The sequence below is a fragment of the Vibrio sp. D3 genome, from assembly GCF_043995865.1.
Classification (GTDB): Bacteria; Pseudomonadota; Gammaproteobacteria; order Enterobacterales; family Vibrionaceae; genus Vibrio; species Vibrio diabolicus.
The window spans coordinates 2,136,461-2,163,294 of the sequence record NZ_CP171887.1; the positions used below are offsets into that span (position 1 = coordinate 2,136,461).

Annotated in this window: 22 protein-coding genes; 7 read left to right on the forward strand and 15 right to left on the reverse strand. The window is 44.8% G+C overall.

Features of this window, described 5'->3' with window-relative positions; all coding sequences use genetic code 11:
• Positions 1–142 precede the first annotated feature (142 nt).
• The gene (locus ACHFJ9_RS17835) at positions 143–952 is read left to right on the forward strand and encodes a hypothetical protein (protein ID WP_258640805.1); all 810 of its coding nucleotides are present in this window, start codon (positions 143–145) and stop codon (positions 950–952) included.
• Between the two features lie 118 nt (positions 953–1,070).
• Here ACHFJ9_RS17835 and fadR read toward each other — a convergent pair whose 3' ends face one another.
• Positions 1,071–1,910, reverse strand: a complete 840-nt coding sequence (fadR, locus tag ACHFJ9_RS17840; protein ID WP_005396954.1) for a fatty acid metabolism transcriptional regulator FadR — start codon at positions 1,908–1,910, stop codon at positions 1,071–1,073.
• A gap of 639 nt (positions 1,911–2,549) precedes the next feature.
• Here fadR and nhaB point away from each other — a divergent pair.
• Positions 2,550–4,136, forward strand: coding sequence for a Na(+)/H(+) antiporter NhaB (gene nhaB / locus ACHFJ9_RS17845; protein WP_005396952.1), 1,587 nt, complete (start codon positions 2,550–2,552; stop codon positions 4,134–4,136).
• An 83-nt stretch (positions 4,137–4,219) separates the two neighbouring features.
• Positions 4,220–4,756, forward strand: a complete 537-nt coding sequence (dsbB, locus tag ACHFJ9_RS17850) for a disulfide bond formation protein DsbB (RefSeq protein WP_395355767.1) — start codon at positions 4,220–4,222, stop codon at positions 4,754–4,756.
• A 91-nt stretch (positions 4,757–4,847) separates the two neighbouring features.
• On the opposite strand, the gene ACHFJ9_RS17855 is transcribed toward dsbB, so the two are convergent.
• Positions 4,848–5,465, reverse strand: coding sequence for a YecA family protein (locus ACHFJ9_RS17855; RefSeq protein WP_005396626.1), 618 nt, complete (start codon positions 5,463–5,465; stop codon positions 4,848–4,850).
• A 170-nt stretch (positions 5,466–5,635) separates the two neighbouring features.
• On the opposite strand from ACHFJ9_RS17855, the gene dusC reads away from it, so the two are divergent.
• The gene (gene dusC, locus ACHFJ9_RS17860) at positions 5,636–6,595 is read left to right on the forward strand and encodes a tRNA dihydrouridine(16) synthase DusC (protein ID WP_006742820.1); all 960 of its coding nucleotides are present in this window, start codon (positions 5,636–5,638) and stop codon (positions 6,593–6,595) included.
• 35 nt (positions 6,596–6,630) lie between these two features.
• Here dusC and ACHFJ9_RS17865 read toward each other — a convergent pair whose 3' ends face one another.
• The 6 genes from ACHFJ9_RS17865 to yfbV all read right to left on the reverse strand — a co-directional run bounded on the left by ACHFJ9_RS17865 (position 6,631) and on the right by yfbV (position 13,913).
• The gene (locus ACHFJ9_RS17865) at positions 6,631–8,106 is read right to left on the reverse strand and encodes a sensor domain-containing diguanylate cyclase (RefSeq protein ID WP_395355770.1); all 1,476 of its coding nucleotides are present in this window, start codon (positions 8,104–8,106) and stop codon (positions 6,631–6,633) included.
• Between the two features lie 176 nt (positions 8,107–8,282).
• A complete protein-coding gene (malZ, locus tag ACHFJ9_RS17870) occupies positions 8,283–10,109 on the reverse strand; it encodes a maltodextrin glucosidase (RefSeq protein ID WP_395355772.1) in 1,827 nt (608 codons plus the stop codon).
• A 141-nt stretch (positions 10,110–10,250) separates the two neighbouring features.
• The gene (locus ACHFJ9_RS17875) at positions 10,251–11,045 is read right to left on the reverse strand and encodes an ABC transporter ATP-binding protein (protein WP_005396631.1); all 795 of its coding nucleotides are present in this window, start codon (positions 11,043–11,045) and stop codon (positions 10,251–10,253) included.
• Positions 11,042–11,977, reverse strand: coding sequence for an ABC transporter permease (locus ACHFJ9_RS17880; RefSeq protein ID WP_046874408.1), 936 nt, complete (start codon positions 11,975–11,977; stop codon positions 11,042–11,044). Before ACHFJ9_RS17880 ends, ACHFJ9_RS17875 begins: the two co-directional genes overlap by 4 nt.
• Before the next feature lie 174 nt (positions 11,978–12,151).
• On the reverse strand, positions 12,152–13,117 hold the full coding sequence (locus tag ACHFJ9_RS17885) for an ABC transporter substrate-binding protein (protein WP_047010059.1): 966 nt from the start codon (positions 13,115–13,117) through the stop codon (positions 12,152–12,154).
• Between the two features lie 343 nt (positions 13,118–13,460).
• A complete protein-coding gene (gene yfbV, locus ACHFJ9_RS17890) occupies positions 13,461–13,913 on the reverse strand; it encodes a terminus macrodomain insulation protein YfbV (protein ID WP_317410299.1) in 453 nt (150 codons plus the stop codon).
• A 346-nt stretch (positions 13,914–14,259) separates the two neighbouring features.
• Between yfbV and ACHFJ9_RS17895 the strand changes: the two genes are divergently transcribed.
• Both ACHFJ9_RS17895 and pta read left to right on the forward strand, forming a co-directional pair.
• Positions 14,260–15,456: an acetate kinase gene (locus ACHFJ9_RS17895; RefSeq protein ID WP_005396635.1), complete on the forward strand. Its 1,197-nt coding sequence runs from the start codon at positions 14,260–14,262 to the stop codon at positions 15,454–15,456.
• A 136-nt stretch (positions 15,457–15,592) separates the two neighbouring features.
• Entirely contained in the window at positions 15,593–17,737 is a 2,145-nt protein-coding gene (gene pta, locus ACHFJ9_RS17900; protein ID WP_005396636.1) for a phosphate acetyltransferase, read from the forward strand.
• Positions 17,738–17,848: 111 nt separating this feature from the next.
• Here pta and ACHFJ9_RS17905 read toward each other — a convergent pair whose 3' ends face one another.
• On the reverse strand, positions 17,849–19,126 hold the full coding sequence (locus ACHFJ9_RS17905; protein WP_395355776.1) for an MgtC/SapB family protein: 1,278 nt from the start codon (positions 19,124–19,126) through the stop codon (positions 17,849–17,851).
• Positions 19,127–19,412: 286 nt separating this feature from the next.
• On the opposite strand from ACHFJ9_RS17905, the gene ACHFJ9_RS17910 reads away from it, so the two are divergent.
• A complete protein-coding gene (locus ACHFJ9_RS17910) occupies positions 19,413–19,835 on the forward strand; it encodes a hypothetical protein (RefSeq protein WP_395355778.1) in 423 nt (140 codons plus the stop codon).
• A 114-nt stretch (positions 19,836–19,949) separates the two neighbouring features.
• Here the strand turns inward: ACHFJ9_RS17910 and ACHFJ9_RS17915 are convergent, their stop codons facing one another.
• From ACHFJ9_RS17915 to ACHFJ9_RS17940, 6 genes are all read right to left on the reverse strand, one after another.
• Complete coding sequence (locus ACHFJ9_RS17915) at positions 19,950–20,897, reverse strand: glutathione S-transferase family protein (protein ID WP_395355780.1); 948 nt, start codon at positions 20,895–20,897, stop codon at positions 19,950–19,952.
• 167 nt (positions 20,898–21,064) lie between these two features.
• Complete coding sequence (oppF, locus tag ACHFJ9_RS17920) at positions 21,065–22,078, reverse strand: murein tripeptide/oligopeptide ABC transporter ATP binding protein OppF (protein WP_006742812.1); 1,014 nt, start codon at positions 22,076–22,078, stop codon at positions 21,065–21,067.
• Positions 22,057–23,028: an ABC transporter ATP-binding protein gene (locus ACHFJ9_RS17925; protein WP_005396641.1), complete on the reverse strand. Its 972-nt coding sequence runs from the start codon at positions 23,026–23,028 to the stop codon at positions 22,057–22,059. Before ACHFJ9_RS17925 ends, oppF begins: the two co-directional genes overlap by 22 nt.
• A 27-nt stretch (positions 23,029–23,055) precedes the next feature.
• Positions 23,056–23,958: an oligopeptide ABC transporter permease OppC gene (oppC, locus tag ACHFJ9_RS17930; RefSeq protein WP_005396642.1), complete on the reverse strand. Its 903-nt coding sequence runs from the start codon at positions 23,956–23,958 to the stop codon at positions 23,056–23,058.
• 15 nt (positions 23,959–23,973) lie between these two features.
• Positions 23,974–24,894 carry an oligopeptide ABC transporter permease OppB gene (oppB, locus tag ACHFJ9_RS17935; protein WP_006742810.1) on the reverse strand — a complete coding sequence of 307 codons (921 nt, stop codon included), beginning with the start codon at positions 24,892–24,894 and terminating at the stop codon, positions 23,974–23,976.
• A gap of 128 nt (positions 24,895–25,022) precedes the next feature.
• Positions 25,023–26,699: an ABC transporter substrate-binding protein gene (locus ACHFJ9_RS17940; RefSeq protein ID WP_005396644.1), complete on the reverse strand. Its 1,677-nt coding sequence runs from the start codon at positions 26,697–26,699 to the stop codon at positions 25,023–25,025.
• Positions 26,700–26,834 lie beyond the last annotated feature (135 nt).

A 26,834-nucleotide genomic window follows, 5' to 3' on the forward strand; every position in this document is an offset into this window, starting at 1 on the left:
CACAACTTTGGTGAATCCATGCACCAATAACGACCGTCCCAAAAGAACATTTAATATAACTAATTGTTTTAATTTAATTTTTGTTTGGCATCAAAACTGCAAACCTTCCTTGTTAGGTCCAAACACTAACAAGGAGTGGGTTATGTTTGTTTTGATTTCAACACTATTGTCCATCGCTATTTTAGCCGGAATATATCACTTATCTTCTAAACGAGAGCAGCAACACGCGCGTAAATATCAGCTGTTAACATTATTGCGAGATGTTGTTCATCTGCTGAGACGCCATCGAGCTGCGACACACTACTCACTTCAATTTCAACAAAATAACGAACAAGAATTAGAAGTCCTTCATAACGATCTCACCAACAAACTGCATCTTTTGGTCGAAACCTCACGCTTTGAAAATAAACCCATGTATCGCGTGCTGCAGATCAAAGTAGGAAAACTGCTTGAACAATGGAACGATCACAGTGTTGCAAGGAACCAGATGGAGCATGGTAAGTTAATTCGTCATTGCTTGTTCTTGATGGATGAAGTCACGATTGCTTGGTTAGCGGTAGAACAACGAGATGATCTACATAATGAGTACCACATGAACTGGCAAAACATCATGGATAGCTTAGAAACCCTGACTCAATTGAGAATTAGCATTCAAGACTTGGGAGGGCAAGGGGGGAATGAGCGTTTCAAAAATTACGCATCGGTTATGACACGTAAGCTAAATCAATTAGCAGTTATCGCTCCGCTTAGTATCGTTTCTCCTGCTTCCACACGCTCAATACAGACATTAAATAACTATGTGACAGGAAGTCATGTCGATTTAACAGAAGCAGAGCTTTATGGAGTCACATCAGACTTATCGTTGACCATCTTCAATACTTACGACCACGTCCTTTCAGACATCGTTGAAGCATTGTATCTACCGTTGCCCAAACTCTCTGTAGCAAGATAAGCTCTATACAGTGCCGTGCCAATTGTCACAACAGGAACGTAACTGGTATCTATGGTAAAAACAAAAAAACCGCAGACCTTAGGTTCTGCGGTTTTTCATTCATCTAACTTCTCAGCGCTTAGCTGTCATCTTCTGTGAAGTTCGTTGGTAATTGCTTTTTCATCTCGTTCCAAATTAGCGCGCTTTCCATACCATAGTGACGAATCACAACTGGCAGTTGTTCACGCTGACCACTTTCACAAGTTTCTAGCAACTGATGGTAAAACTTCAGCGCTAGCTCACGAGAGGCTGGGTTTGAGAAGTAATAGCTACCAACGCGATCATAGAGCTTCTTCAAGCCATTAAAAATCAAACCGTAAATCTGATTCCCTGAATGGAATGCTAGGCGTTGGAACAACATGTAGTCGTAAAAGTTGAACGTTTTAGCAATCAAGATTTCTTGACGCTTCGCTTCATCTTTCTCGTTGTCTTCTTTCACGTTCTGTAAGACTTTCTCAGCATAAGGTGAAGAAGCGATGAAATCGTCCCAAGAAGCAGCATTCATTAAAGCTTCACAAGATTCAATTACATTCTTGATCGTGCGCTCAGAGTTCTCTTTATTTGCTTTAAATGCATAACGCATAAAGATAGGGCTGATGTTGGTACGTGCTGCAAGCAAATCTTCTACAATGTTTGTTGCGTTATCTACGTCCAACGTCATCAACGTATCCAAAATATGCAGACCAGAGGTCTCCATAAATTGGTTTACCTTCGTTGGTTTACCGTGTTGGATTGTTAACCAACCATCACGGGCTAGTCGTTGAAGAACCTCTCGTAAAGTCGTTCGAGTAACACCAATTAGCTCAGACAGCTCGCGTTCAGCAGGTAAAATAGAGCCAGGAGGAAAACGGCCGTTCCAAATGCTCTCGATAATATATTTTTCTGCGAATCCCGCAGGGCTTTTCGCCTTTATGACCATTCTACTTTTTATCCAATATTGATTTCTGAGGGTCGATACTACTCATCATACCACTACTTAACGGTTTGAGAAAATTTACGATCAATAATTGAAACGATTCTACAATATAGAGTTAATACTCTATATGTTATGTCAATTTAGGATGGTCTGACGTGCGAGTGAAAGCGGTAAAATCTGATTTTTCGTTTAATTAAACAGCTCACAAATTGCGGAGAAATAAAGACTACTGCGTCACAATTTTATATTCAAAATATGAAAAATTACTTTGTATATCACAGTTAATATTCTTTCTTAATTTGCCTTTTCTCGTCACTGACCGTCATTTAAAATCCAAGAGGATTTTTTTGAGCCTTTCATGATATAGTAACGCCGTTTTGATCGCGTTATTACATTTAAAAAGTCATTTTAGTCGGTAGCATCACGTTTTGTTATTGACTAATAAATGCCTGAGTGTAGAGTTTGCGGTCGAAAGTGAGCGGTGCTTGAGTTCAGGGGAAGTAACTTGGCAAGACTGCAATAAACAAAGGATTGTTGTTTTACTAAGTTATTGTTTTAAAAGACTAGTTAATAAGTCTAACAAACAGATACTTAAGCACTATTGTAGTGTCTATTCATAATTTTGTTATAAAGAGAATTATCATGCCGATATCGCTCGGAAACGCTTTTATCAAGAACTTTCTTGGTAAAGCGCCTGATTGGTACAAAGTTGCCATTATAGCCTTCTTAATAATTAACCCGATTGTATTCTTCCTAATAAACCCATTTGTTGCTGGGTGGTTGCTGGTTGCTGAATTTATTTTCACGCTTGCAATGGCATTAAAATGCTACCCATTACAACCTGGTGGTTTACTTGCTATTGAAGCCATCGCTATCGGCATGACTAGCCCTGCGCAAGTTAAGCACGAGTTGGTGGCAAATATTGAAGTATTACTGCTTCTGGTATTTATGGTTGCGGGCATCTACTTCATGAAGCATTTATTGCTGTTCATTTTTACCAAAATTTTACTTGGCATTCGCTCCAAAACCCTTCTATCACTTGCGTTTTGCTTTGCCGCTGCATTTTTATCTGCGTTTTTGGATGCTTTGACGGTTATCGCCGTTGTTATCAGTGTGGCGATCGGTTTCTACTCTATCTACCACAAAGTGGCGTCAGGCAACCCGATTGGTGACCATGACCACACACAAGATGACACGATCACTGAGCTAACGCGTGATGACTTAGAAAACTACCGCGCCTTTTTACGCTCATTGTTGATGCACGCTGGTGTAGGTACTGCGTTAGGTGGCGTAACCACTATGGTGGGTGAACCTCAGAACTTAATTATTGCAGACCAAGCGGGTTGGTTATTTGGTGAATTCCTAATCCGTATGTCTCCAGTGACGCTACCCGTATTTTTCTGCGGTCTCATCACTTGTGCTCTAGTCGAAAAGCTTAAAGTGTTTGGCTACGGTGCAAAACTTCCTAACAACGTTCGTCAAATCCTCGTTGACTTTGACAATGAAGAGCGCAAAACGCGTACCAATCAAGACGTTGCAAAACTATGGGTTCAAGGGCTTATTGCTGTTTGGTTGATCGTGGCATTAGCCTTGCACCTGGCGGCGGTAGGCTTAATTGGTCTTTCAGTGATCATCTTAGCGACAGCTTTCACTGGCGTCATTGAAGAGCATTCCATGGGTAAAGCGTTTGAAGAGGCTCTGCCTTTCACTGCACTACTTGCGGTATTTTTCTCGATCGTTGCGGTAATCATCGACCAAGAGTTGTTTAAACCAGTTATCGATGCGGTGCTTGCCGTTGAAGATAAAGGCACTCAGTTAGCTCTGTTCTATGTCGCGAATGGCTTACTATCAATGGTGTCGGATAACGTATTCGTCGGTACGGTTTACATCAATGAAGTAAAAACAGCACTCATTGAAGGTCTCATTACTCGCGAGCAGTTCGACTTACTGGCAGTTGCTATCAACACTGGTACTAACCTACCATCTGTTGCTACGCCAAACGGTCAAGCGGCATTCCTATTCCTACTCACCTCGGCTCTCGCTCCATTAATTCGTCTGTCTTACGGTCGAATGGTTATCATGGCGCTGCCTTACACCATCGTTCTTGCGATTGTCGGTCTAATGGGCATTATGTTCTTCCTAGAGCCTGCAACGGCTTCTTTCTACGATGCAGGCTGGATTTTACCTCATAGTGGTGATCTGACTCCCGTAGTCTCCGGCGGTCACTAAAATTTGAGTTGATTAGGAAACTTATCCACGTTAAAAAGCTCTGAGTATTCAGAGCTTTTTCTATTTCAGACAGGAACAAAAACGTGACTATTTTAAATTCACTTAACCAGTTTTCGAAGGGACGCTTATCGTGGCTGCTGCTTCTGCTATTCGTCGTTTTCTTTGAAGCATGTGCCCTCTATTTTCAGCACGTCATGATGCTTGCACCATGTGTCATGTGTATCTACGAACGAGTCGCGATGATGGGAGTGGGTGTCGCTGCAATCGTTGGTCTTATGGCACCAAATAACCCAGTTTTCCGTTGGCTAGGTTTGATTGGCTGGGGATTAAGCTCTTACAAAGGACTGCTGCTTGCTCAGCAGCACGTTGATTATCAGTTTAACCCATCACCATTCGCGACTTGTGATTTATTCGTAACATTCCCTAGTTGGGCTCCGCTTAATCAGTGGGTTCCTTGGATGTTCGAGGCATACGGCGATTGCTCGAAGATTGTTTGGCAATTCCTCGATTTATCAATGCCACAATGGTTAGTAGTTATTTTCGCGAGCAATTTAATTGCTTTAGCATTAATTGTGATCGCACAATTCTTCCCAGCAAGACGCACTAATCCGATTCGTTAATCCTTCAGAGAAATGATAACGAAAAAAGCCGACCAGATGGTCGGCTTTTTACTGAGTAAACATCGCGGCTATTTAACTTAACCACGTTAACTCAACCACGTGATTGACCACAACACTGCTTGAACTTTTTGCCGCTCTCACAAGGACAAGGATCATTGCGCCCGATACCTTTGAATGGGTTTAGGCTTTGAGCCTTATTGCCTACCATCAACTCATCCGCTCCTAACGCCACTTCACCAACCATCAAATCAAGCTGGTCGACCAAGTCTGCAAGAGCTGGAGGCGTTTCAATACCGGCGTCGCGCATCTGTTGCTGCGTTGCCGACTCATCGATAGCCAGCATCAAAGTGGTCAGTAATGCTTGTAGCATACGTTGCAATCCATCATTGAGCTCAACGTCTTGCCATTGTTCTTCAATCATTGGCCAAACAGACATAAAGCCTTCGGCAAAATCAGCAAGTTGTTCAGGTTCTTTGCCTGTTAGCTCTAGCACGGAATATTCGTTTCGTTGAATTCGGTTGTGCTGCTTGTGAATTTGCTCTTCTACTGCCGGTTGAATCGCTTTGAATCCTTCACCTAATAGCGGCTCTAACCACTTTTCAGGAGCGAGTGGTTTTGTCGTCAGATTAGCAGCGAGCACTGCGCCTTCGATAAATAGGCAAGATTCATCGATGTGAATTTCGCCTTTCTCAATCAATGTGTATTGCATGACATCTGGTTTCCCATAAATTTGGCGGCATTATACCTCAGAGCATAAAAGCACGTAACCGGGAGTTTCGAGTTTGACTGTATTGAGTGCTTTGAGTCTTTTAATGACAAACTTAGCTTACATCGCTACAATCGCCCTCCTTTTTATCACCAAACTGTATTAGGCAAACTATGCGAGTTGTACTAGGCCCAATGGAAGGCGTTTTAGACCATTTGATGCGCCAAATCCTGACCGAGATAAACGACTATGACCTATGTGTTACGGAATTTGTTCGAGTCATCGACCAGTTATTGCCCGATCATGTATTTCACCGTTTATGCCCGGAGCTGTTGCAAGGTTCTCAAACCGCATCAGGTGTGCCAGTACATGTGCAATTGTTAGGACAAGAACCAAACTGGATGGCTGAGAACGCAATTAAAGCGGCGAGCCTAGGCGCCAGAGGCATCGACATAAATTTTGGTTGCCCAGCCAAAATGGTCAATAAAAGTAAGGGTGGTGCTGCTCTACTTCAGCATCCTGAGCTAATTCACCGTGTGGTTAAAGCTTGTCGAGAAGCTGTTCCAGAGGCTATTCCTGTGACCGCAAAAATTCGTCTTGGCTGGGAAAACCCTGAAGATTGCTTTGAAATTGTTGATGCCATTCAATCTGCTGGTGCAAATGAACTCACCGTTCACGCTCGGACTAAGCAGGGTGGTTACAAAGCGTCTGAGATAAAATGGGATTACATCAACCAAATTCGCGAACGTTTTGATATTCCGCTTATTGCGAATGGCGAAATTTGGAATTATGAAGATGGTCAACGTTGCATTGAAACGACTGGCGTTGACTCTTTGATGGTGTGCCGCGGCGCTTTCAATATCCCTAACTTGGGCAACATGGTAAAACACAACCACCAGCCAATGTCATGGCCCGAGGTGGTTGAGCTACTGATCTACTACTCCAAGTTTGAGATGAAAGGCGACAAAGGCTTGTACTATCCAAACCGTGTAAAACAATGGTTCTCTTACTTACGTCAGGCCTATCCTGAAGCAAAAGATCTATTCAGAGAAATCCGAACGTTTAACAAAGCCGCGCCGATTGTTGAGCATATTCAACGTTATCGTGATGAGTTAAATTCTCAGGTTGCATAAAATCTGAGCATTGCAAAGGGCGAACTGCTCGCCCTTTAAGCGCTTAGATCTTCGTAGCAAATCTTATTTTTGCCTGTACTCTTGGCTTGATATAACTTTTCATCCGCCGCTTTAAATAACTCATCAAAGCTTTCCACTCGGTTCTCTTTACTGAACACCACACCGCCAGAGATCGTAAAGCCTTCTTTAGTCACGCGTGTCGAGCGTTCGTCTATGGCTTTTTTTACCCGCTCTAAAATTAGCTTAATGCCTTCCGAGTCTTCGTCGTAAATCGCCAACACAAACTCTTCGCCACCAAATCTTGAGGCGACATCTGTGTGGCGAATATTTTCACGTATACATTTTGCAACTAGCTGAATCGCAGAATCGCCGACATCATGACCATAGGTATCATTGATCTTCTTGAAGTTATCAATATCGAACACTGCTAATGCAACCTGTTTTTTCGTCATCTTATTGCGCCACACGGTTTGCATTCCTCGACGGTTCAACAAGCTCGTCATCGGATCTCTGGCGGCGAGATCTTTAAAATAACGTCGCTCACTATGCATATTCACATAGAACAATACAACTGTGCTCAAAACGTAAATAGAGATCGCAACAATAAGGCTGTATTTTTCGAACACCGCTAGGTTCTTAGCTTCATCCCAAAGGTTGTACTCGTAATACATGCTGTGATTCGCACTCAATCGCTCTAACTCGACTGGTTTGATTCGTGTACTGTTTGAAGGAATGGATTGTAAATTGGAAACCAAATGAAACTTACCAACAAGACCTAGCGACGAAGCCATCAACGCATTGACATCAAAATCAATGGACAGCACACCTTGATGACTCCCTTTTTCGTAAACAGGCACCGTCATACTAATGATTTGACCTTCCATCGAATCCAACATCGGCCCAGGTCCGGCCAAGGTGATGTTCACTTTATCTTGTGCGGTTTTTTGCCAAAATGGGCGCGCTTTTAGCGTTGACCAAAGCTCTCTAGTGAAGTTTTTCGCGTACGTGTCAGGAGACGAAATGACGTAACCACGTTTATCGATGTAATGAATACCAACGATATGGGATTCAATATCGTGCAGAAAAGACAATGACGGCGCAAAACCCGCCTTTTGTTCAGCTAATTGGTTAATCGTTGAACCTTGCTGACATAAGCTTTCATCGCCCACAATCATGTAATCAAGATCAACCGCAGGTAACCCCTCACTGTAGACACTCTCTAGCAACAAGACGTCTATCGGCCAAATATAACAAAGCCCCTTTTTGACTAAAGAATTGTGCTCTTCAGACAATGGGTTAGCGTAATTCGTATAGTTAGTAAAACTATAATCTAAGGCGGTGAGGACTTTAATACCACGGGACATGGCACGATCAATACGTGCATACTCAGAATCAATATAGCGATTGACCGCATCGTAGTAGTTTTTTGTCGTAACAAGAAAAACCACTACAAATAATGCGAGGGGAAAAAAGATGACAAATGAGAGACTAAATCGCCTTGGGTTAACCATTGAGTACCATGTATGTGAAAGGTAGATCGTCTCTTATCAAACAATGGGATTACGCTGTCTTATCAACTGGCAATGCGCAGTCCGCATCGCCAGATAATCAGATAACCAACAAATGTGTACGCATTGTAGGAGACTGTTTATATATTAAAGAAGTTTAATCAATATAGAACGTAGTGTCACTTTAGTTGCCACAATTTGAAGCTCTGCGCAGGCATATTGACAGAAAGATGACCCTTATAATCAATAAGTTCGCTTCCATCCAGCAGTGACGAAAGATGGGTTGCCTCCAAACCAAGTTGCCACAGAGGCAAGTCAATTGAACCCTCATCGCCACTTAGATTCATCACAACAACGATCGCTTCACTTCCAAGTACGCGCGCATAAGCCAGCTCGTTGGTATCGCAATGCAGCCATTGAATACTACCAGACTGTAAAGACTTGTACTGTTTACGTATCGAAATCCATTGCTTGTAAATCGACAGCCATGCTGATTTTTCGATTTCATTCCAAGGGAAGCAACGGCGATTATCCGGGTCCAGCCCTCCCTCTAGTCCGACTTCACTCCCATAGTAAATACAAGGTGTACCGACGTATGTCATGAGCAGAGCAAGTGCGGTGTTCATTTTACGCTTATCACCATCAACCAGTGTGATAAAACGAGCAGTATCGTGACTGTCGAGTTGATTTAGCTGCGATAGCTGATTCGAAAATGGAATTTTTGCTCTGGCTTCGTCCAACCATGCTTTAAACACCAAACCATCAATGTTGATTGGTTCATACATAATATCTTGCTGCGCGATAAAAGCTCGAACTGGATGAGCGAAACCGTAGTAGTTCATCGCCCCATCCTCTTGGTCACCTTGCAGCCACTGTGTTGCTTCAAAAAAGTGCTCACCTAGCACATAGGCATTCGGATTGACTGACTTCGTCGCATGGCGAAACGCTTCAACATAATGAGCATTGTTTTTCGCTCCCTCTCCTTCGCCAAGCATATGAATAACATCAAATCGCCAACCATCGACTGAGTATGGAGGCTTAAGCCAGTGCTTAATGACAGATGCTTCGCTTTGATAGATATAGTCACGCACTTGTTCATTTTCGAAGTTCAGAACCGGTAAGTTACCAATGCCTTTCCAACCGATATAATGATTGGTTTCGCCTTCGAAAAAGTAGTAATCGCGGAACTTTGACTGCGGGTTGCTATACGCCCCTTCTCCTTTTTGTTGGATATCAAACCAAGGATGATGGACTGACGTGTGGTTAAACACCGCGTCTAAGACAATCTTCATATTCTTATCACGAATCTTCTCACACAGTTCCGCAAACTGAGCATTGGTGCCAAACATAGGATCAACAGTGAAGTAATCAGTGGTGTCGTATTTGTGGTTACTTGGTGAAGAAAAAATCGGATTGAAGTAAAGCGCTGTTACACCGAGCTGCTCAAGATAATCCAACTTCTGCTCCACACCTTTGAGATCGCCGCCAAAAAACTCTCTTGCCCCGGTATTTTGGTGAGACCCCACCGCTTCTCCCCACGATTTAATGATCGCTTCTGAATCATGCTGAGCATAAGCTTTACGAATCTCAGATTCACTTTTACTAGCAGAAAAACGGTCAGGAAAGATTTGATAGAACACTTGCTCTTGGACCCAGCTTGGTGGTTGATGGTTTACATTCAACTTAAAGTGGAACTCTTTGGGTGGAATACGCTTTTGTACGCCTCGTGCATCGAGCCAGTATTGTTGTCCGTCTTTGAGAAGCTTAAACACATAATGTGTGACATCTCGATCTCGATTTGGTCGGAACGATGCTTCCCATAGTAACAATTCCCCAGCTGTTCCAATTTGAGCCATGTCGACCAGATATTCTTCATTGTCCGGCTCAAGACGCACATATACGGAGTCAAAATCCAATGTCTCGGTTTTCAGTCTGACTGTGACTTGCTCTTGATTAAAAGCTAAACCATCAATGGTTTGACTATGAAAAATAAATGGCAGGTTCATTATGGGCACTCCTCGTCATCGGATATGCCACTATGTTATTGAAGAATTAGAGACAAGAAATCCTCCTTGCGAGTTGACAAATCAGCCAATTTTCTCAAGGAGGATCACACTTAGTAGGCGTAGTGACTGGTAGGATACTGCTTAGTTCAACAAGAGACTGTCATCTGCAAGCTCTTCACCACGTACTTTGGAGAACATATCCAACAAGTCTGGTACTTGCATGTTAGCGCGCTGCTCTCCAGCCACATCTAGCACAATTTCACCTTGGTGAAGCATTACGGTCCTATCGCCACATGCTAATGCGTCTTTCATCGAATGCGTCACCATCATCACGGTTAAATCGAACTCATCGACAATACGTTTAGTTAAGTCGATAACAAACGCCGCCATACGAGGATCAAGCGCAGCCGTGTGTTCATCAAGCAATAACAACTTACTCTCCGATAACGTCGCCATCACAAGGCTAACGGCTTGTCGTTGTCCACCGGACAGTAAGCCAATGCTATCGCCCAGACGATCTTCTAAGCCAAGCCCTAGGATGCTAATTCGCTCTTGGAACAGCTTGCGACGTTTAGCTGAAAGCGCCAAACCCCAACTGCGTTTTTTACCACGCATGTACGCTAAAGCCATGTTCTCTTCTATCGTTAGCTCTCCACAGGTTCCGGCCAATGGATCTTGAAACACTCGTGCGCATTGCGTCGCACGTTGGGCAACCGTCTGCTTGGTGACGTCTTTGCCATCAATGATCACCTGACCACCTATCATCGGCGTCTCACCTGTCACCGCACCAAGCAACGTCGATTTTCCTGCGCCATTAGAACCAATCACGGTAAGAAATTGATGCTCTGGAACCTCTAAAGAGACGCCTTTCAATGCACGATTTTCTAAAATCGTCCCTGGGTTGAACGTGACCTGAATATTATTAAGTTCAATCATAACGCCTCCCCCGAACCATTTTTTGATGCCGCTTGTTTAGCATCAGTAACGCGTTGTTTCGCTCTCATGCTCTGTTTTAATTTTGGAGCAATAAGCGCGACAGCCACCAATACTGCGGTGACAAGGTTGAGGTCTGATGCTTGCAAACCAAACATGCCAGAGCTCAAAGCGAAAGCTACAGCAAGACGATAAAGCACCGAACCGATGATGACAGCAAATACCGCAACCCAAATTTTTCGCCCCGGAATGAGGGTCTGGCCCAAAATCACAGCAGCCAAACCAACCACAATGGTGCCCACGCCAGAGGTCACATCTGCAAAGCTGTTCGTTTGTGCAAACAACGCGCCTGCGAATCCGACAAAACCGTTAGATAAAGCCAACCCAAAGTAGGTATAAAAACCAGTGCTCGCCCCTTGCGCAGAAACCATACGCGCATTAACGCCCGTGGCTCGTAAACCAAGACCAAAGTCGCTGTTCAGCAGGCGAATGACAAAGAAAGCGGACAGAAGAACTAAGACCCCAACAACCAGAGGGCGAATAAACATCGCATCGCCCAATGCTTCAAACGGAGTGAGAATCGTATCCTCTCCAAGCAACGCCATATTAGGTTTGCCCATAATACGAATATTGATTGAAAATGCCGCGATCATGGTAAGAATGGAAGCTAACAGGTGCAAAATACCACATCGAACAGCCAGAAAAGCGGTTACCCACCCCGTCATACTACCGGCTACCATCGCCATTATTGTCGCAAGCCAAGGATTAATACCTGCGACAATCGCCGTTGCAGCCACCGCCGCGCCCATTGGAAAGCTGCCATCCACACTCAAATCGGGGAAATCGAGAACACGAAACGTAAGATACACACCCAAGGCAACTAGGCCATAAATTAAGCCAATTTCGAGTGCGCCAAAAAAAGCAAATGCAGACATAACTGCTCCTTTCTGCATGTTCAGGCTGGCTAATACCAACCTGAACTTAAGACTTCTAACGTATACTCCCTTCTTCTTTAGCAGAGTGCTCTGCGCGAGAAATCCGGCGAGTATCAACTTTGGGGCAAACGTCTATCAACAGACGTTACGATCTTAACCCCAAAAGAGCGTTACTTATTGCATGCTTGTCGCACGTTCAACCACAGAACTTGGCAGCTTGATACCGAGCTTAGATGCTGCGCTTTCATTAATTACGAGGTCAGAGCCCGTCGCAACTTTTACATCCAGCTTGCCTGGTTCTTGACCATCCAGAATCGCCGCCACATAATCCGCGGTTTGTACACCAACCTGGTAGTAGTCAAAACCTAGACCGGCGATCGCACCTTTTTCGACATATGACGTCGCACCACCAAAGACAGGTTTTTTCGCTTGATTCGCTGCCACAATCATCCCTTCAATCGCACTTGCAACTGTATTGTCTGTTGGGGCGTAAAGAATGTCTGATTTCGCTGCAATCGCTTGAGTCGCAGACTGAACATCAGCACTTTTTAGTGCGGTCGCTTCAACCACTTGTATGCCTTTTGCTTCTGCGCTTTCTTTTAGCAGTTCAACCAAAGTCACGGCATTAGCTTCACCGGGATTAAATACAACCCCGATGCTTTTCACCTGAGGGAGAATTTCTTGGATGAGGTCGACATGCTGAGCAACGGGTGAAAGATCAGACAGGCCAGTTACGTTTTTGCCTGGTTGTTCCATCGACTTAACCAATTTCGCACCGACCGGGTCTGTTACCGCAGTAAAGACAACAGGAATAGAGCGCGTTGCCGACACCAAGGCTTGTGCCGAAGGCGTCGCGATACCCACTAACACATCAGGATTTTCGCCGACGTACTGACGGGCAATTTGCACTGCAATCGCAGGGTTACCCTGTGCGGTCTTATAATCAAATTCTAGATTTTTGCCTTCTTCGTAGCCTTTCGCTTTTAAACCATCAAGCAGTCCTTGACGCGTCGCGTCTAACGCGGGGTGTTCGACAATTTGTGAAACTGCAACGGTTGCAGTGGCGGCCAGTACATTGGCAGAAGAGAAAATAGCAGTAGCAGATAGAACGGCAGTGGCTAATAAACGTTTCGTTTTCATCATAACTCCTTGATGTGATTTCGTCCTTGTTTCGCGAGCATTCAACATGAATATCGACTCGTGAACTCAAATGTTTGAAGGGGGTAATGTTGTGTTCGTATAACTGTGCACTTATTGCGCATCTTGTTTTTATTATTACTACTAAGTCTTAGTAAAGAAAAGAAAGATTTAACACTAAAGCAACATTTGTGATCGAGAGGTCTCTTCATCTCGATAAGAATCCTTGGTAAACCAAGTAATGTACGCACCATCAAAGATGGTAGGAGTGGCTGAAGCGCAAGGTAATCACAGGCAGGATCAAAAATGGAGTGGCTAATGCACACTCCATTTCAAAAAACTTAGATTAGAACCAACGCTCTAGTGAGGACTTATCAAGCTGACGAAACGCTCGATTCAGTATTATCGCAAGCTCTTTATAACGAGGGTGAGCTTTAACAGGCTCTAGTGCAAAACCTGTTTCCACAATCTTTTGATGTAGCTCCCGATACCAAGACGCCAGAGAAGGCGGCAATTTCGTGTTGGATCGAGCACCAAGCCACCAAATGCCTTGAAGTGGCAAGCTAATCGCAAACAAGGCAACAACAATGGATTGAGGTAACGCGTGGTAATTGTTGAATGCCATTTGAGTGAGTACGCTGATCGCAGCAACGGCCGGCATGACTTTAATGCCAAAGCGAGTCGCCTTAATGATACGCTGTTCCGGAAATATGGCGCTTAGCTCTTTACGAACCGGCCAGATCTCCATGTAATTCTGGCCATCTTTCAGGCTATGGATCAATCCGACTTTATTACTCATACCGCTCTCTCACTAAAAAATAGTTGAACATTTCAACTGAAGGTACAAAAAATTGATGAAAGTTAATATTCTTTCAAATTTTTTTTGTTATCATTGCTTATTATCGCTATCCTTTGCAGACCCTCAATCTCATTGTTGCTGTTATTTACAATTTAAGCAACTCCGAGATATCTATCTGCACGGATCGCATCATAGTGATGGATGGGTTCATCACTATTTCTTTATATGGAATTAGAACAATTTTTGACCAGGATTAGTACGCAGCCTTCTGGGTATCGGCTATTCTTGTGATTAATTTTTCATTCTTTAACTGATTTTTTATCAGACGAATAACAGGTAGTCATACATGTCTAAGCTAGTTTTAGTTTTAAACTGCGGTAGTTCTTCTCTTAAATTTGCCGTTGTTGATGCCGAGAACGGCGACGAGCACTTATCAGGTCTTGCTGAGTGTCTTCACCTTCCTGAAGCTCGCATCAAGTGGAAACTTGATGGCAAGCACGAAGCTCAACTAGGCAATGGTGCAGCTCACGAAGAAGCACTAGCGTTTATGGTAGAAACTATTCTTGCTTCTAAGCCAGAGCTTAAAGCTAACCTAGGCGCAATCGGTCACCGTATCGTTCACGGCGGCGAGCAGTTCACTCAATCTGCACTAATCACTGATGAAGTTCTAAAAGGTATTCAAGACGCTGCAACATTTGCACCTCTTCATAACCCTGCTCACATCATCGGTATCGAAGCGGCTAAGAAAAACTTCCCAGAGCTGAAAAACGTTGCTGTATTTGACACTGCGTTCCACCAAACTATGCCTGAAGAGTCTTACCTATACGCTCTTCCATACAACCTATACAAAGAACACGGTATCCGTCGTTACGGTATGCACGGTACTTCTCACTTGTTCATCACTCGTGAAGTTGCTGGCCTACTAAACAAACCAGTTGAAGAAGTAAACATCATCAACTGTCACCTAGGTAACGGCGCGTCTGTATGTGCAATCAAGAACGGTCAATCTGTAGACACTTCTATGGGTCTTACTCCACTTGAAGGTCTAGTAATGGGTACTCGCTGTGGCGACATCGACCCTGCGATCATCTTCCACCTACACGACGCTCTAGGTTACTCTGTTGATCAAATCAACACGATGCTAACTAAAGAGTCTGGTCTTCAAGGTCTAACTGAAGTGACTTCTGATTGTCGTTTCGTTGAAGACAACTACGGTGAGAAAGAAGAAGCAACACGCGCAATGGACGTGTTCTGCCACCGTCTAGCTAAGTACGTAGCTGGCTACACTGCTTCAATGGACGGCCGTCTAGACGCAATCACTTTCACTGGTGGTATCGGCGAGAACTCTGGCCCTATCCGTGAAATGGTTCTAAACCGTCTTGGCATCTTCGGTATCGAAGTAGATAGCGAAGCTAACCTTAAAGCTCGCTTCGGCGGCGAAGGCGTTATCACGACTGAAAACAGCCGTATCCCTGCAATGGTTATCTCTACTAACGAAGAGCTAGTCATCGCTGAAGACACTGCACGCCTGACAGGTCTTTAATTGAATTACTGGCTAGCCACTCGGCTAGCCAGATTTTCATTCAAACGAATTTCTTAGGGGCTCAACTCCTATTCTTCGAGCTTCATGGAATAAGAGTTGAGCTTTTATCCCCCAAATAGCTAAAGGTACTCTACGAATGTCTCGTACTATTATGCTTATCCCTACTAGCGCAGGCGTTGGCCTAACAAGCGTTAGCATGGGTGTTCTTCGCGCTATGGAGCGTAAAGGCGTTAAAGTTTCTTTCTACAAGCCAATCTGTCAGCCACGTTCAGGTGGTGATCAGCCAGATCTGACTTCAACTATCGTTGGCCACAACAGCGATATGAAGATCGGTGAACCAATGGCGATGTCTGTTGCTGAAAGCCTAATCGGTAACGACAACATGGACGAGCTGCTAGAAACCGTTGTTGAACGTTACAACCAAATCAACAAAGACGCAGACGTTACGCTAATCGAAGGTCTTGTACCTACTCGTAAGCACCCATTTGCAAACCAAGTAAACGCGGAAATCGCGGCAACACTTGGTGCAGAAATCGTGCTAGTTGCGACTCCAGGTACTGATAACCCAGCGCAACTGAAAGAGCGTATCGAAGTAGCATGTTCTAACTTCGGCGGCACTAAGAACAAAAACATCTCTGGCGTTATCATCAACAAGCTAAACGCTCCTGTTGACGAAGCTGGCCGTACTCGCCCTGACCTATCTGAAATCTTTGACGATGCAGATAGCGCGAAACAAAACGAATTGAAAGTGATGGAAATCTTCAACACTTCTCCAATTCGTGTACTAGGTTGCGTGCCATGGAGCATTGATCTGATTGCGACTCGTGCAATCGACATGGCTAAGCACCTGAAAGCAGATATCATCAACGAAGGTGACATCAACACTCGTCGCATCAAGAGCATCACTTTCTGTGCACGTTCTCTGCCAAACATGATTGAGCATTTCAAACCTGGCTCTCTACTTGTTACTTCTGCAGACCGTCCTGATGTTATAGTTGCTGCTTCTCTTGCTGCAATGAACGGTGTGGATATTGGTGCTGTACTGCTAACTGGCGGTTACGACATCCCTCGCGAAATCGAAGGTCTATGTAAACCAGCGTTCGACACTGGTCTACCTATCTTCAAAGCACAAGGTAACACTTGGCAGACATCTCTAAACCTACAGAGCTTCAGCATCGAAGTGCCTGCAGACGATAAAGAGCGTATCGAGTTCATCAACGAGCACGTTGCTGGTCACATCGACGGTAACTGGATCGAGTCAATGACTGAAGGTACTCAGAAGTCTCGTCGTCTAAGCCCACCAGCGTTCCGTTACCAGCTAACTGAACTTGCTCGTAAAGCAGGCAAGCGTATCGTTCTTCCAGAAGGTGACGAACCTCGTACTGTTAAAGCGGCAGCAATCTGTGCTGAACGCGGTATTGCAGACTGTGTGCTTCTAGGTAACCCAGATGAAATCCGTCGCGTAGCAGCTCAACAAGGCGTTGAGCTAGGTACTGGCGTAACCATCATCGATGCCGATGCTGTTCGTGAAAACTACGTTGCTCGTCTAGTTGAGCTGCGCGGTGCGAAAGGCATGACTGAAGTTGTGGCTCGTGAGAAGCTACAAGATTCAGTATTCCTAGGCACAATGATGCTTGAGAACGACGAAGTTGACGGCCTAGTTTCTGGTGCTGTTCATACTACGGCGAACACTATCGTTCCTCCGTTCCAAATCATCAAGACTGCACCAAATGCGTCTATCGTATCTTCAGTATTCTTCATGCTTCTGCCTGATCAAGTACTGGTTTACGGTGACTGTGCGATCAACCCAGATCCAACCGCTGAACAGCTTGCTGAAATCGCTATCCAATCTGCTGACTCTGCAGCAGCATTCGGTATCGACCCTCGCGTTGCTATGATCTCTTACTCTACTGGTGAATCTGGTAAGGGTGCAGACGTTGATAAAGTACGTGAGGCAACTCGCATCGCGAAAGAGAAGCGTCCTGATCTAGTGATCGACGGTCCTCTGCAGTACGACGCAGCTATCATGGAAAACGTGGCAGCGTCTAAAGCGCCTAACTCTCCAGTAGCAGGTAAAGCGACAGTATTCGTATTCCCAGACCTAAACACGGGTAACACGACTTACAAAGCGGTACAACGTTCAGCTGACCTAGTTTCTATCGGTCCAATGCTGCAAGGTATGCGCAAGCCTGTAAACGACTTGTCTCGTGGCGCGCTAGTAGACGATATCGTGTACACAATCGCTCTAACAGCAATCCAAGCAGACCAAGAAGCTAAATAATCGCTTCTGACATCTAGTTGGACAACTATCCAAAGCCCTCGATTCGTCGAGGGCTTTTTCTATTGTTGGCCACACAGCAAAGAGGCTATGAGCAATAGCACTAATACGCTCTTATGAATATAGCGCCATAAATACCCCAGCCCCAACCACAACACAACCTGTCATCACGGGTGCGATTCGGCGCCAAAGCTTCTTATCCCCTATCGCGATAACCATCCCCATTTTCACAATGGTATTAACCGAAGCGGCAATCAAAATGCCTAACGCAGCAGTGGTCACGCTTAATGTTTGCGTACTTTGACGTCCGAGGGTTAACGAGATCGCATCAACGTCAGTAATCCCTGATAAAGCAGAAAGGATCAACACCCCCGCATTGCCAAACCAGTCAGACAAAGCGTGAGCAAGCAGCATAATCAACGCCAACACGAGGCCAAAGAACAGTGCCGACTGCAAAGCAAGAGGGTTCGTTTGCTTATTTGATTGCTCAATCTGCTCAACTTCACTTCTGCGCCAAATCCACCATGCCGGAATGTACAGCGCAACCATCATCGCCATCACAATTGGCCAAAGCAGTTTCACTAATTGCGGATTGATAACGGACAGTACGATAAGTAAACGAGGGAACATGGTTCCGCAGCTCAAAAGAATACCACTAGCGAGTAACGGGCTGATGCTCGCTTGCTCACGAGAAAGATGGGAAAACTGCAACGTTAATGCTGTCGAAGAGCTAAGACCAGCAAATATAGACGTAAACAAAATACCTCGCTTCGCCCCGCCGATCTTTATCGCAAAATAACCGACAAACGAGATACTAGCGATCAGCACAACCATCCACCAAATCTCATACGGGTTAAGTGCATTCCAAGGGCCGTAAGATTGATTTGGTAACAGTGGTAACATGACTATCGAGATAAGTAATAAACGCAGTGCTGCGTCTAACTCATACTCTTGCAGTTTTTGTAGCGCTTGATGTAGCTCTCTTTTGTTATCGAGCACCACAGCGGTTATGACGGCCGCTGCTGCAGCCAAAACAGCCTCACCCGACACGGCAAGGTTACCCAGAACAAACACCACCATGATACTAACCACGCCAGTGATGCTCACATCTCCGCTCTTTTTCTGCTGTATAACAAAAGCGATGCAAGTGAGGATGACTAAAGCGATAAGCGCAAAACCAATGAGTAAAGGTGTATAAATGTTGGCGAGAATGCCAACTAAACCACCGAGTAAACCGACTAAAGAAAAAGTACGAATGCCTGCTACACGACTGCCTTCTACGCTATTGCGCATCACCCAGCCACGTTGGGTGCCAACAATTGCCCCCAGTAATAGAGCAATAAGCAGATTCCAAATTAGATGCTCGCCACTGACAAACTCATTGATATCCATACATCACTCCGTCAAAAAGCGGTTGTTATATCATTAGTTTATTTGAATATGGCTAAGAAGCTGTGACGATGAGAGGATAATCAGAAAATGGCCCCGGCTCCCTGCTTACCATTGCGTCTTATAATTTCATTATTCTTTTATCTACCACCAAAACGTAATAGAACGAAGCGGCCCTCCCTGTTCAATTTATCAGCATTATTTACATTTCAACTGAACTTTCTTACTCGAACTACGTAACGAAGATGGACTGCTATTAAGCAAACTCACACATAAGTAAGGAATACATATGAACAACTCCATCAACAACTCACTGCTAAAGCTTGGTTTAGCTGCAATTCTGTTCAGTTTTTCTTCATTCAGCTTTTCTGCCCCAATCATTAAAGGCGTTGATCAAGATATGTCCGGAGGAACGGTAACCGCAAAAATGGCTCATGCTGACGACAACGGATGGATGGTAGTCCACCGAACAGACGAATCAATGAAGCCTGGCCCTGTTATCGGCTATGCCCCACTAAAGGTGGGACAGAATGAGAACGTGAATGCAATTTTGATGGAACCGGTTGAGTCTGGGGACATGCTGATGCTAATGGTCCACGGAGAAAAAGGGGGAATGAAGACTGGCGTATTTGAATATACACTCGGAGCCAAAGAAGATGGCCCTGTAAAAGTCGACGGAAAACTAGTGATGGACGTCGTACGCGCTAAGTAAGACGTACGCACACTTAAAAGTCACTCTCCTACTCCTAGTATTTAGTTGGCATAAAAGTACTTAACGACATTGCTAACCGTTAAGTACTTTTTCATTTCTGATAGAGGCAGCAAACTAGCTAATTATTTCTCTTCCATGAGGAGAGGTTAAGTCTAAATCAGGCCCTTTGGGTACGACTTGCGTCGGGTTAATACCAGTGTGGCTGAAATAATAGTGACGTTTAATATGGTAGAAATCCGTGGTTTCTTCGACGCCTTCGACTTGATACAACTCTTTTAAGTATCCTTGAATATTTTCGTAGTCTGCGATGCGCTGCTTGTTACATTTGAAGTGACCCACATACACGACATCGAAACGGATCAGAGTCGTAAACAAACGCCAATCAGCCTCGCTAATAATATTCCCCGCTAAATAACGATGCGTCGCTAGGTGCGAATCGATTTTATCTAGCGCAGCGAATAAAGAATCGAATGCTTCTTCATATGCCTCTTGCGTGGTCGCAAAACCACAGCGATACACTCCATTGTTGACGTTTGGATAAACAAAATCGTTCCACTCGTCAATAACATGCTTTAGCTGTTCTGGATAATAGTCATCGTGGTTTCCTGTTAACTCATTGAACTCCGAGTTAAACATACGAATAATTTCTGACGACTCATTCGACACAATCGTATTGGTCTTTTTATCCCAAAGCACAGGCACAGTTACACGGCCGGTGTAATCTGGTTTGGCCTGCGTGTAGATTTGGTGCATACGAGTGTGACCAAATAGTGGCTCAGGAAGCCCCATTTGCCAGCCTTGGCTTAACATATCAGGGCAAACAACCGTGACATCAATATGGGGCTCTAAGCCTTTCAGCTTGCGGAAGATGAGCGTTCGGTGTGCCCAAGGACAAGCAAGAGAGACATACAAATGGTATCGACCAGACTCTGGTTTAAACTCCGCATCAGGTTCGTTTTTAATCCAGTTACGGAATCCGGCATCTTCACGCACAAATTTGCCACCATTTGATTTTGTGTCATACCAGACGTCATGCCAAACACCTTCGACCAACTTACCCATGATTGCGCTCCTCTCATTCTGTTTATGTCTATATTAGCGTTTCCTATCAAACAGAAAATCACTGAACTTAGGACATCATGTTCAAGAAATTCGAATGTATAAATCAGATGCATAAAAAAAGCGCGACCCGATGAAGGTGTCGCGCTTAAGCCCGTCACAGGCTGAATTTATACACTAACGTGCAAACAAGATACCGCGTGAACGTCGTTGCCTTGAATCGTTGGCTTCGTCTTCGCACACTCTTCGGTTGCTTGTGGGCAACGAGTGCGGAACACACAACCCGATGGTGGACTGATCGGCGAAGGAAGGTCGCCTTCCAGCATTTGGATTTTCTTACTGCGTTCAATGTTCGGGTCCGGAATCGGAACCGCTGACATCAATGCGCGTGTATATGGGTGCTTAGGATCAGCAAACAGCGCCTCCGCCTCACCGAGCTCGACAGCATTACCCAAGTACATGACCAAAACACGGTCTGAGATGTGTTTAACCACTGACAAATCATGCGCAATGAATACCAGAGAAAGGCCTAGTTCTTTTTGAATCTCTTTAAGCAGGTTAACAACCTGAGCTTGAATAGATACATCAAGCGCCGATACTGGCTCGTCACAAATGATCATCTTAGGCTTAAGGATAAGCGCACGCGCAATCCCGATACGCTGACACTGACCACCTGAGAACTCGTGTGGGTAACGGTTAATAACGTTAGGTAATAGGCCAACTTTCGCCATCATCTCTTTAACGCGGTCTTTCACTTCCTGCTTAGACAGTTCTGGATAGAACGTTTCAAGAGGCTCAGCAATAATGTCGCCAACCGTCATACGTGGGTTAAGAGAAGCCAAAGGATCTTGGAAAATCATTTGGATTTCTTTACGCGTTTCACGACGTTGGACGTCTTTCATCTTAGTTAGATCTTGACCCAACCAAACTACTTCGCCATCCGTCGCTTCAACAAGACCGATGATGGCGCGCGCAAACGTCGATTTACCACAACCTGACTCGCCTACTACACCAAGTGTTTCCCCTTCGTATAGTCGAACGTTCACCCCATCAACCGCTTTTAGGCTTGAAGGCTTTGACCAAGGCCATGCCGATTTTGACGCAATGCTGAAGTGAACTTTCAGCTCTGAAATGTCCAGAATTAGCTTTTTATCTACTGCGTTCATTTGTTCCAAGCCTCCCATTCAGAAAAACATGCGCGCTGACGGCCATCACCAAATGGAGTCAGAATTGGCGCTTCACGCTTACAACGATCCATCACTCGGTGACAACGCTCTTGATAAGGGCAGCCCGGTGGTAGACGAAGCAAGTTTGGTGGATTACCAGGAATGGTTGGCAGAATTTCACCTTCCGTATCAAGGCGAGGAATCGCCTTCAGCAGACCCTCTGCATAAGGGTGGCTTGGATTATAGAAGATTTCGTTTACGTTGCCGTACTCCATCGTACGACCTGCATACATCACCAGCACTTTGTCACACGAACCTGCAACAACACCAAGGTCGTGCGTGATCATGATGATCGCCGTGTTGAACTCGTCTTTAAGCTCATTAAGCAGGTCCATTATCTGTGCTTGAACCGTCACATCAAGTGCTGTTGTTGGCTCATCGGCAATAAGCAGTTTAGGACGACATAACAACGCCATCGCGATCATTACACGCTGACGCATACCGCCTGAAAACTCATGCGGGTACATCGTGATACGCTTACGCGCTTCAGGGATTTTCACCGCTTCCAGCATGCGTACTGATTCTTCAAATGCTTCCGCTTTGCCCATGCCTTTGTGCAGCATAAGCACTTCCATCAACTGATCACTTACTTTCATGTAAGGGTTCAGTGATGTCATTGGGTCTTGGAAGATCATTGCGATCTGTTCCGCACGCACTTTGTTCAGTTCTTTTTCTGGTAAGTTTAGGATTTCTTTGCCTTCAAACTTTGCGCTACCAGAAATAATACCGTTCTTAGCCAACAGGCCCATGATTGCGAATACGGTTTGAGATTTACCTGATCCCGATTCTCCAACGATACCTAAGGTTTCGCCTTGGTTGAGAGAGAAGTTCAAATCGTTTACTGCGGTTACGATACCATCTTGCGTGGTGAATTCGACGCGCAGATCTTTGACATCTAATAAGCTCATCATTGCTTCCTTAATCTTATCTTTTAATTATCTGTCTTTTGGATCCAGCGCATCGCGCAGGCCGTCACCAACGTAGTTGAAGCAGAATAGCGTCACAACCATGAACACTGCTGGGAATGCCAGCTGCCAGATTGCTACTTCCATTGTCTGTGCACCTTCTTGTAGAAGAGCGCCCCAACTTGTCATTGGTTCCTGAACACCAAGACCAAGGAATGATAGGAATGATTCAGTTAGAATCATACTTGGGATAAGCAGCGTGGAGTATACCGCTACAATACCCAGTACGTTCGGCACGATATGACGAGTGATAATTTTCCAGTTGCTAACACCACACACATGTGCAGCTTCGATGAACTCTTTGCTACGTAAGCTGAGTGTCTGACCACGTACGATACGCGCCATATCTAGCCATGCGATAGCACCAATCGCGACAAAGATCAGCATAATGTTACGACCGAAGAATGTCACAAGTACGATAACTAGGAACATAAACGGTACCGCGTACAAAATCTCTAGAATACGCATCATCACACGGTCAACTTTACCGCCGATAAAACCAGATGCTGCGCCATAGAGCGTACCAATCAGTACGGCTACAAATGCACCCATGACCCCCACCATCAACGAAATACGACCGCCGATTAGCGTGCGTACGTATAAGTCACGACCTAAGCTGTCGGTACCAAACCAATGGTCAGCATTCGGTGCAACGTGCATCGCGTACCAGTCAGTATCATCAAAGGTGTGCGGTGCGATCATTGGCAGAATAATCACCGCCAACGTCATTAGAACAAGAAGGAATAAGCTCACCATTGCCGCTTTGTTGCGCATAAAACGGATACGAGCATCTTGCCAAAGACTGCGACCTTCAATCTCCAAGTTTTCGGAGAACTTCTCAATCGCTTCTAGGTTTTCTTTTTTCGTTAACATAACCAAACGTCCCTGTTAGTAGCGAATTTTCGGGTCAATCATTGCAAGTAGAATATCTACAATCGCGTTGAATAAAATGAATAGGAAACCAATCAGGATGGTTACACCCATTACTAGCGAGTAGTCACGGTTAAACGCAGCGTTAACGAATAGCTTACCAATACCTGGTAGACCAAAAATGGTTTCGATAACAACAGAACCAGTGATGATACCTACGAAAGCAGGACCCATGTAAGAAACAACAGGGAGAAGTGCCGGCTTAAGAGCGTGCTTGATGATGATGTAACGGTAACTTAGACCTTTAGCACGAGCCGTACGAATAAAGTTACTGTTCAGTGTCTCGATCATCGAACCACGCGTAATACGAGCGAAGGTTGCAACATAGAGTAGTGACATACCAATGACAGGAAGCACTAAATACTGCCAGCTACCATCTTGCCAACCGCCCGCAGGGAAGATATTCCAGTGAAGCGAGAATAGATAGATAAGCGCAGGTGCCAATACAAAAGAAGGCATTACCACGCCGAGCATCGCTGTCGACATGATGGTGTAATCAATCCAAGTATTCTGCTTGAGCGCAGCAATGGTACCGACGGTAACCCCCATAATCAGGGTAAAGATAAAGGCGATGAAGCCCACTTTAGCCGAAACCGGTAAGGCAACCGCGATCAGCTCGTTAACCGAGTAATCAAGGTATTTAAATGACGGTCCGAAATCCCCTTGGATAACATTGGTCAAATACGTGGTGTATTGTTCAAATACAGGTTTATCTAAGCCATATTTAGCTTCGATATTTGCCATTACTTCGGGTGGCAATGGACGCTCTGTCGAGAAAGGGTTTCCCGGTGCAAAGCGCATAAGAAAGAAAGATACGGTGATCAAAACCAACATTGTTGGGATCGCCTCAAATATCCTTTTTGCGATGAATTTAAGCATAAACTCACTCTTTCAGTCTGTGACAGTTAAATTAAAGAAGTCGTCCAATTCTTTTGGACTAAAGATAGGCGCTACATGCAATTTCTCACATGTAGAGCCTCATTTTTATAGTTCTATCGAGTTACGAATTACTCTGTGATGTAGAGATCTTTAGAGTAAATCTTGTCTTCCGCGTTATTGACAGGGAAGCCACCAACTTTCGGTGATAGTAGACGTGATTTCACGTACTGGTAGATAGGTGCGATTGGCATATCTTTTGCCATCAACTTCTCTGCTTCTAGGTAAAGCGCTTGACGCTCTTCGTCAGAAGTTGAAGCAAATGCTTTGTTCATGATTGCATCGTACTCTTTGCTGTCGTAGTGAATACCACCAGTAGTGTTATTACTCATCATCAGCGTTAGGAAAGATGAAGCTTCGTTGTAGTCGCCACACCAACCTGCACGAGCAACCTCAAAGTTGCCAGAATCTTTGGTAGATAGGTAAGTTTTCCACTCTTGGTTTTCTAGCGTAACGTCTAGACCAAGCGTCTTCTTCCACATTGAACCCAGTGCAACCGCAAGTTTCTTGTGGTTCTCTGACGTGTTGTATAGAAGGTTAAATTCAAGAGGGTTGTCTGCACCGTAACCCGCCTCTTCCAGTAGACGCGCCGCTTCAGCATTACGCTCTTCTTGCGTCATTTTGCCGTATGCAGGGATTTCTGGGTTGAAACCCGCCGTGATTTCAGGCGTTAGGAAATAAGCTGGCTTTTGACCCTGTGCTAGGATCGCATCAGTCACGATATTACGGTCAATCGCATAAGAAATCGCTTTACGTACGCGAACATCATCAAACGGCTTTTTCTTCGTGTTGAAGATGTAGTAGTAAGTACACAAGTTACCCGATACAGACACGTCTTCTGGATGCTCTTGCTTCAAACGCTTGAAGTGCTCTGTAGGCAGTTCATTCGTGAAGTCGATTTCACCAGCTAGGAAGCGGTTCATTTCCGCTACTTGGTTTTCGATTGGTAGGAAAGTAACTTGATCAAGCGTCGTGTTTTCGTTGTCCCAGTATTGTTCGTTACGTTTTAGAACTAAACGCTCGTTTACAACCCAGTTGTCAACAACATAAGCACCGTTACCTACAAAGTTCTCAGGCTTCGTCCATTGATCGCCGAACTTTTCAACGGTTGCTTGGTGAACAGGTTTCACTGTTGTGTGGCCCATCATCATCACAAAGTATGGTACAGCAGTGTCTAGCTCAACCACCAAAGTGTGGTCGTCAACTGCTTTAACACCCAACTCACTCTTGTCTTTTTTACCCGCAACAATGTCTTTTGCGTTCTTCATCTTGGTGTATTCCATGTACCAAGCGTATGGAGAAGCGGTTGCTGGGTCGACTGCGCGTTGGAAGCTGTATACAAAATCACCTGCAGTAACAGGATCACCGTTAGACCATTTTGCGTCTTCACGTAGGTGGAAAGTGTATGTTTTGTTGTCTTCAGTTTCCCAAGATTCTGCAACACCAGGGATAGTGTTACCGTCCGCATCTTGGTTTACTAGGCCTTCAAGAAGATCGCGAATCACGTGGGATTCTGGAACACCTTGAGATTTATGAGGGTCTATTGTCGCAACTTCTGTACCGTTACCACGCACCAATTCTTGAACAGCAGCAAGTTTTGGCTCTTTAGAATCAGATTTAGCTTCAGGGGCTGGAGCCGGAGCAGGCTCAGCAGCTTGTTTCTCTGCAGGCTTTTCGCCACAACCAGCTAAAGCGAGAGAAAGACCAGCACCAATAAATAAAGCGCGCGTGATTTTATTCTTATACATGCGTAAAACTCCAAATTTTTTCGTTAGCATCCATGACTTCTTTGTAAGGGCCTGGAACGGTCAGAGTTTTAGATTTTTTTAGTGCATTTTCTGAGCACAAAAGCCTAAAACCTTACAAAGACTGCGGCACACATT

Excerpts from the sequence above, each read along its gene's own strand:
- ACHFJ9_RS17875 (WP_005396631.1), bottom strand. The coding sequence starts at position 11,045 with ATGATTGAACTTAATAATATTCAGGTCACGTTCAACCCAGGGACGATT.
- ACHFJ9_RS17835 (WP_258640805.1), top strand. The coding sequence starts at position 143 with ATGTTTGTTTTGATTTCAACACTATTGTCCATCGCTATTTTAGCCGGA.
- yfbV (WP_317410299.1), bottom strand. The coding sequence starts at position 13,913 with ATGAGTAATAAAGTCGGATTGATCCATAGCCTGAAAGATGGCCAGAAT.
- ACHFJ9_RS17910 (WP_395355778.1), top strand. The coding sequence starts at position 19,413 with ATGAACAACTCCATCAACAACTCACTGCTAAAGCTTGGTTTAGCTGCA.
- ACHFJ9_RS17865 (WP_395355770.1), bottom strand. The coding sequence starts at position 8,106 with ATGGTTAACCCAAGGCGATTTAGTCTCTCATTTGTCATCTTTTTTCCC.
- malZ (WP_395355772.1), bottom strand. The coding sequence starts at position 10,109 with ATGAACCTGCCATTTATTTTTCATAGTCAAACCATTGATGGTTTAGCT.
- oppF (WP_006742812.1), bottom strand. The coding sequence starts at position 22,078 with ATGGGAGGCTTGGAACAAATGAACGCAGTAGATAAAAAGCTAATTCTG.
- oppC (WP_005396642.1), bottom strand. The coding sequence starts at position 23,958 with ATGTTAACGAAAAAAGAAAACCTAGAAGCGATTGAGAAGTTCTCCGAA.
- ACHFJ9_RS17895 (WP_005396635.1), top strand. The coding sequence starts at position 14,260 with ATGTCTAAGCTAGTTTTAGTTTTAAACTGCGGTAGTTCTTCTCTTAAA.
- ACHFJ9_RS17880 (WP_046874408.1), bottom strand. The coding sequence starts at position 11,977 with ATGTCTGCATTTGCTTTTTTTGGCGCACTCGAAATTGGCTTAATTTAT.
- ACHFJ9_RS17855 (WP_005396626.1), bottom strand. The coding sequence starts at position 5,465 with ATGCAATACACATTGATTGAGAAAGGCGAAATTCACATCGATGAATCT.
- oppB (WP_006742810.1), bottom strand. The coding sequence starts at position 24,894 with ATGCTTAAATTCATCGCAAAAAGGATATTTGAGGCGATCCCAACAATG.
- pta (WP_005396636.1), top strand. The coding sequence starts at position 15,593 with ATGTCTCGTACTATTATGCTTATCCCTACTAGCGCAGGCGTTGGCCTA.
- fadR (WP_005396954.1), bottom strand. The coding sequence starts at position 1,910 with ATGGTCATAAAGGCGAAAAGCCCTGCGGGATTCGCAGAAAAATATATT.
- ACHFJ9_RS17940 (WP_005396644.1), bottom strand. The coding sequence starts at position 26,699 with ATGTATAAGAATAAAATCACGCGCGCTTTATTTATTGGTGCTGGTCTT.
- nhaB (WP_005396952.1), top strand. The coding sequence starts at position 2,550 with ATGCCGATATCGCTCGGAAACGCTTTTATCAAGAACTTTCTTGGTAAA.
- dusC (WP_006742820.1), top strand. The coding sequence starts at position 5,636 with ATGCGAGTTGTACTAGGCCCAATGGAAGGCGTTTTAGACCATTTGATG.
- ACHFJ9_RS17885 (WP_047010059.1), bottom strand. The coding sequence starts at position 13,117 with ATGAAAACGAAACGTTTATTAGCCACTGCCGTTCTATCTGCTACTGCT.
- ACHFJ9_RS17915 (WP_395355780.1), bottom strand. The coding sequence starts at position 20,897 with ATGGGTAAGTTGGTCGAAGGTGTTTGGCATGACGTCTGGTATGACACA.
- ACHFJ9_RS17925 (WP_005396641.1), bottom strand. The coding sequence starts at position 23,028 with ATGAGCTTATTAGATGTCAAAGATCTGCGCGTCGAATTCACCACGCAA.
- ACHFJ9_RS17905 (WP_395355776.1), bottom strand. The coding sequence starts at position 19,126 with ATGGATATCAATGAGTTTGTCAGTGGCGAGCATCTAATTTGGAATCTG.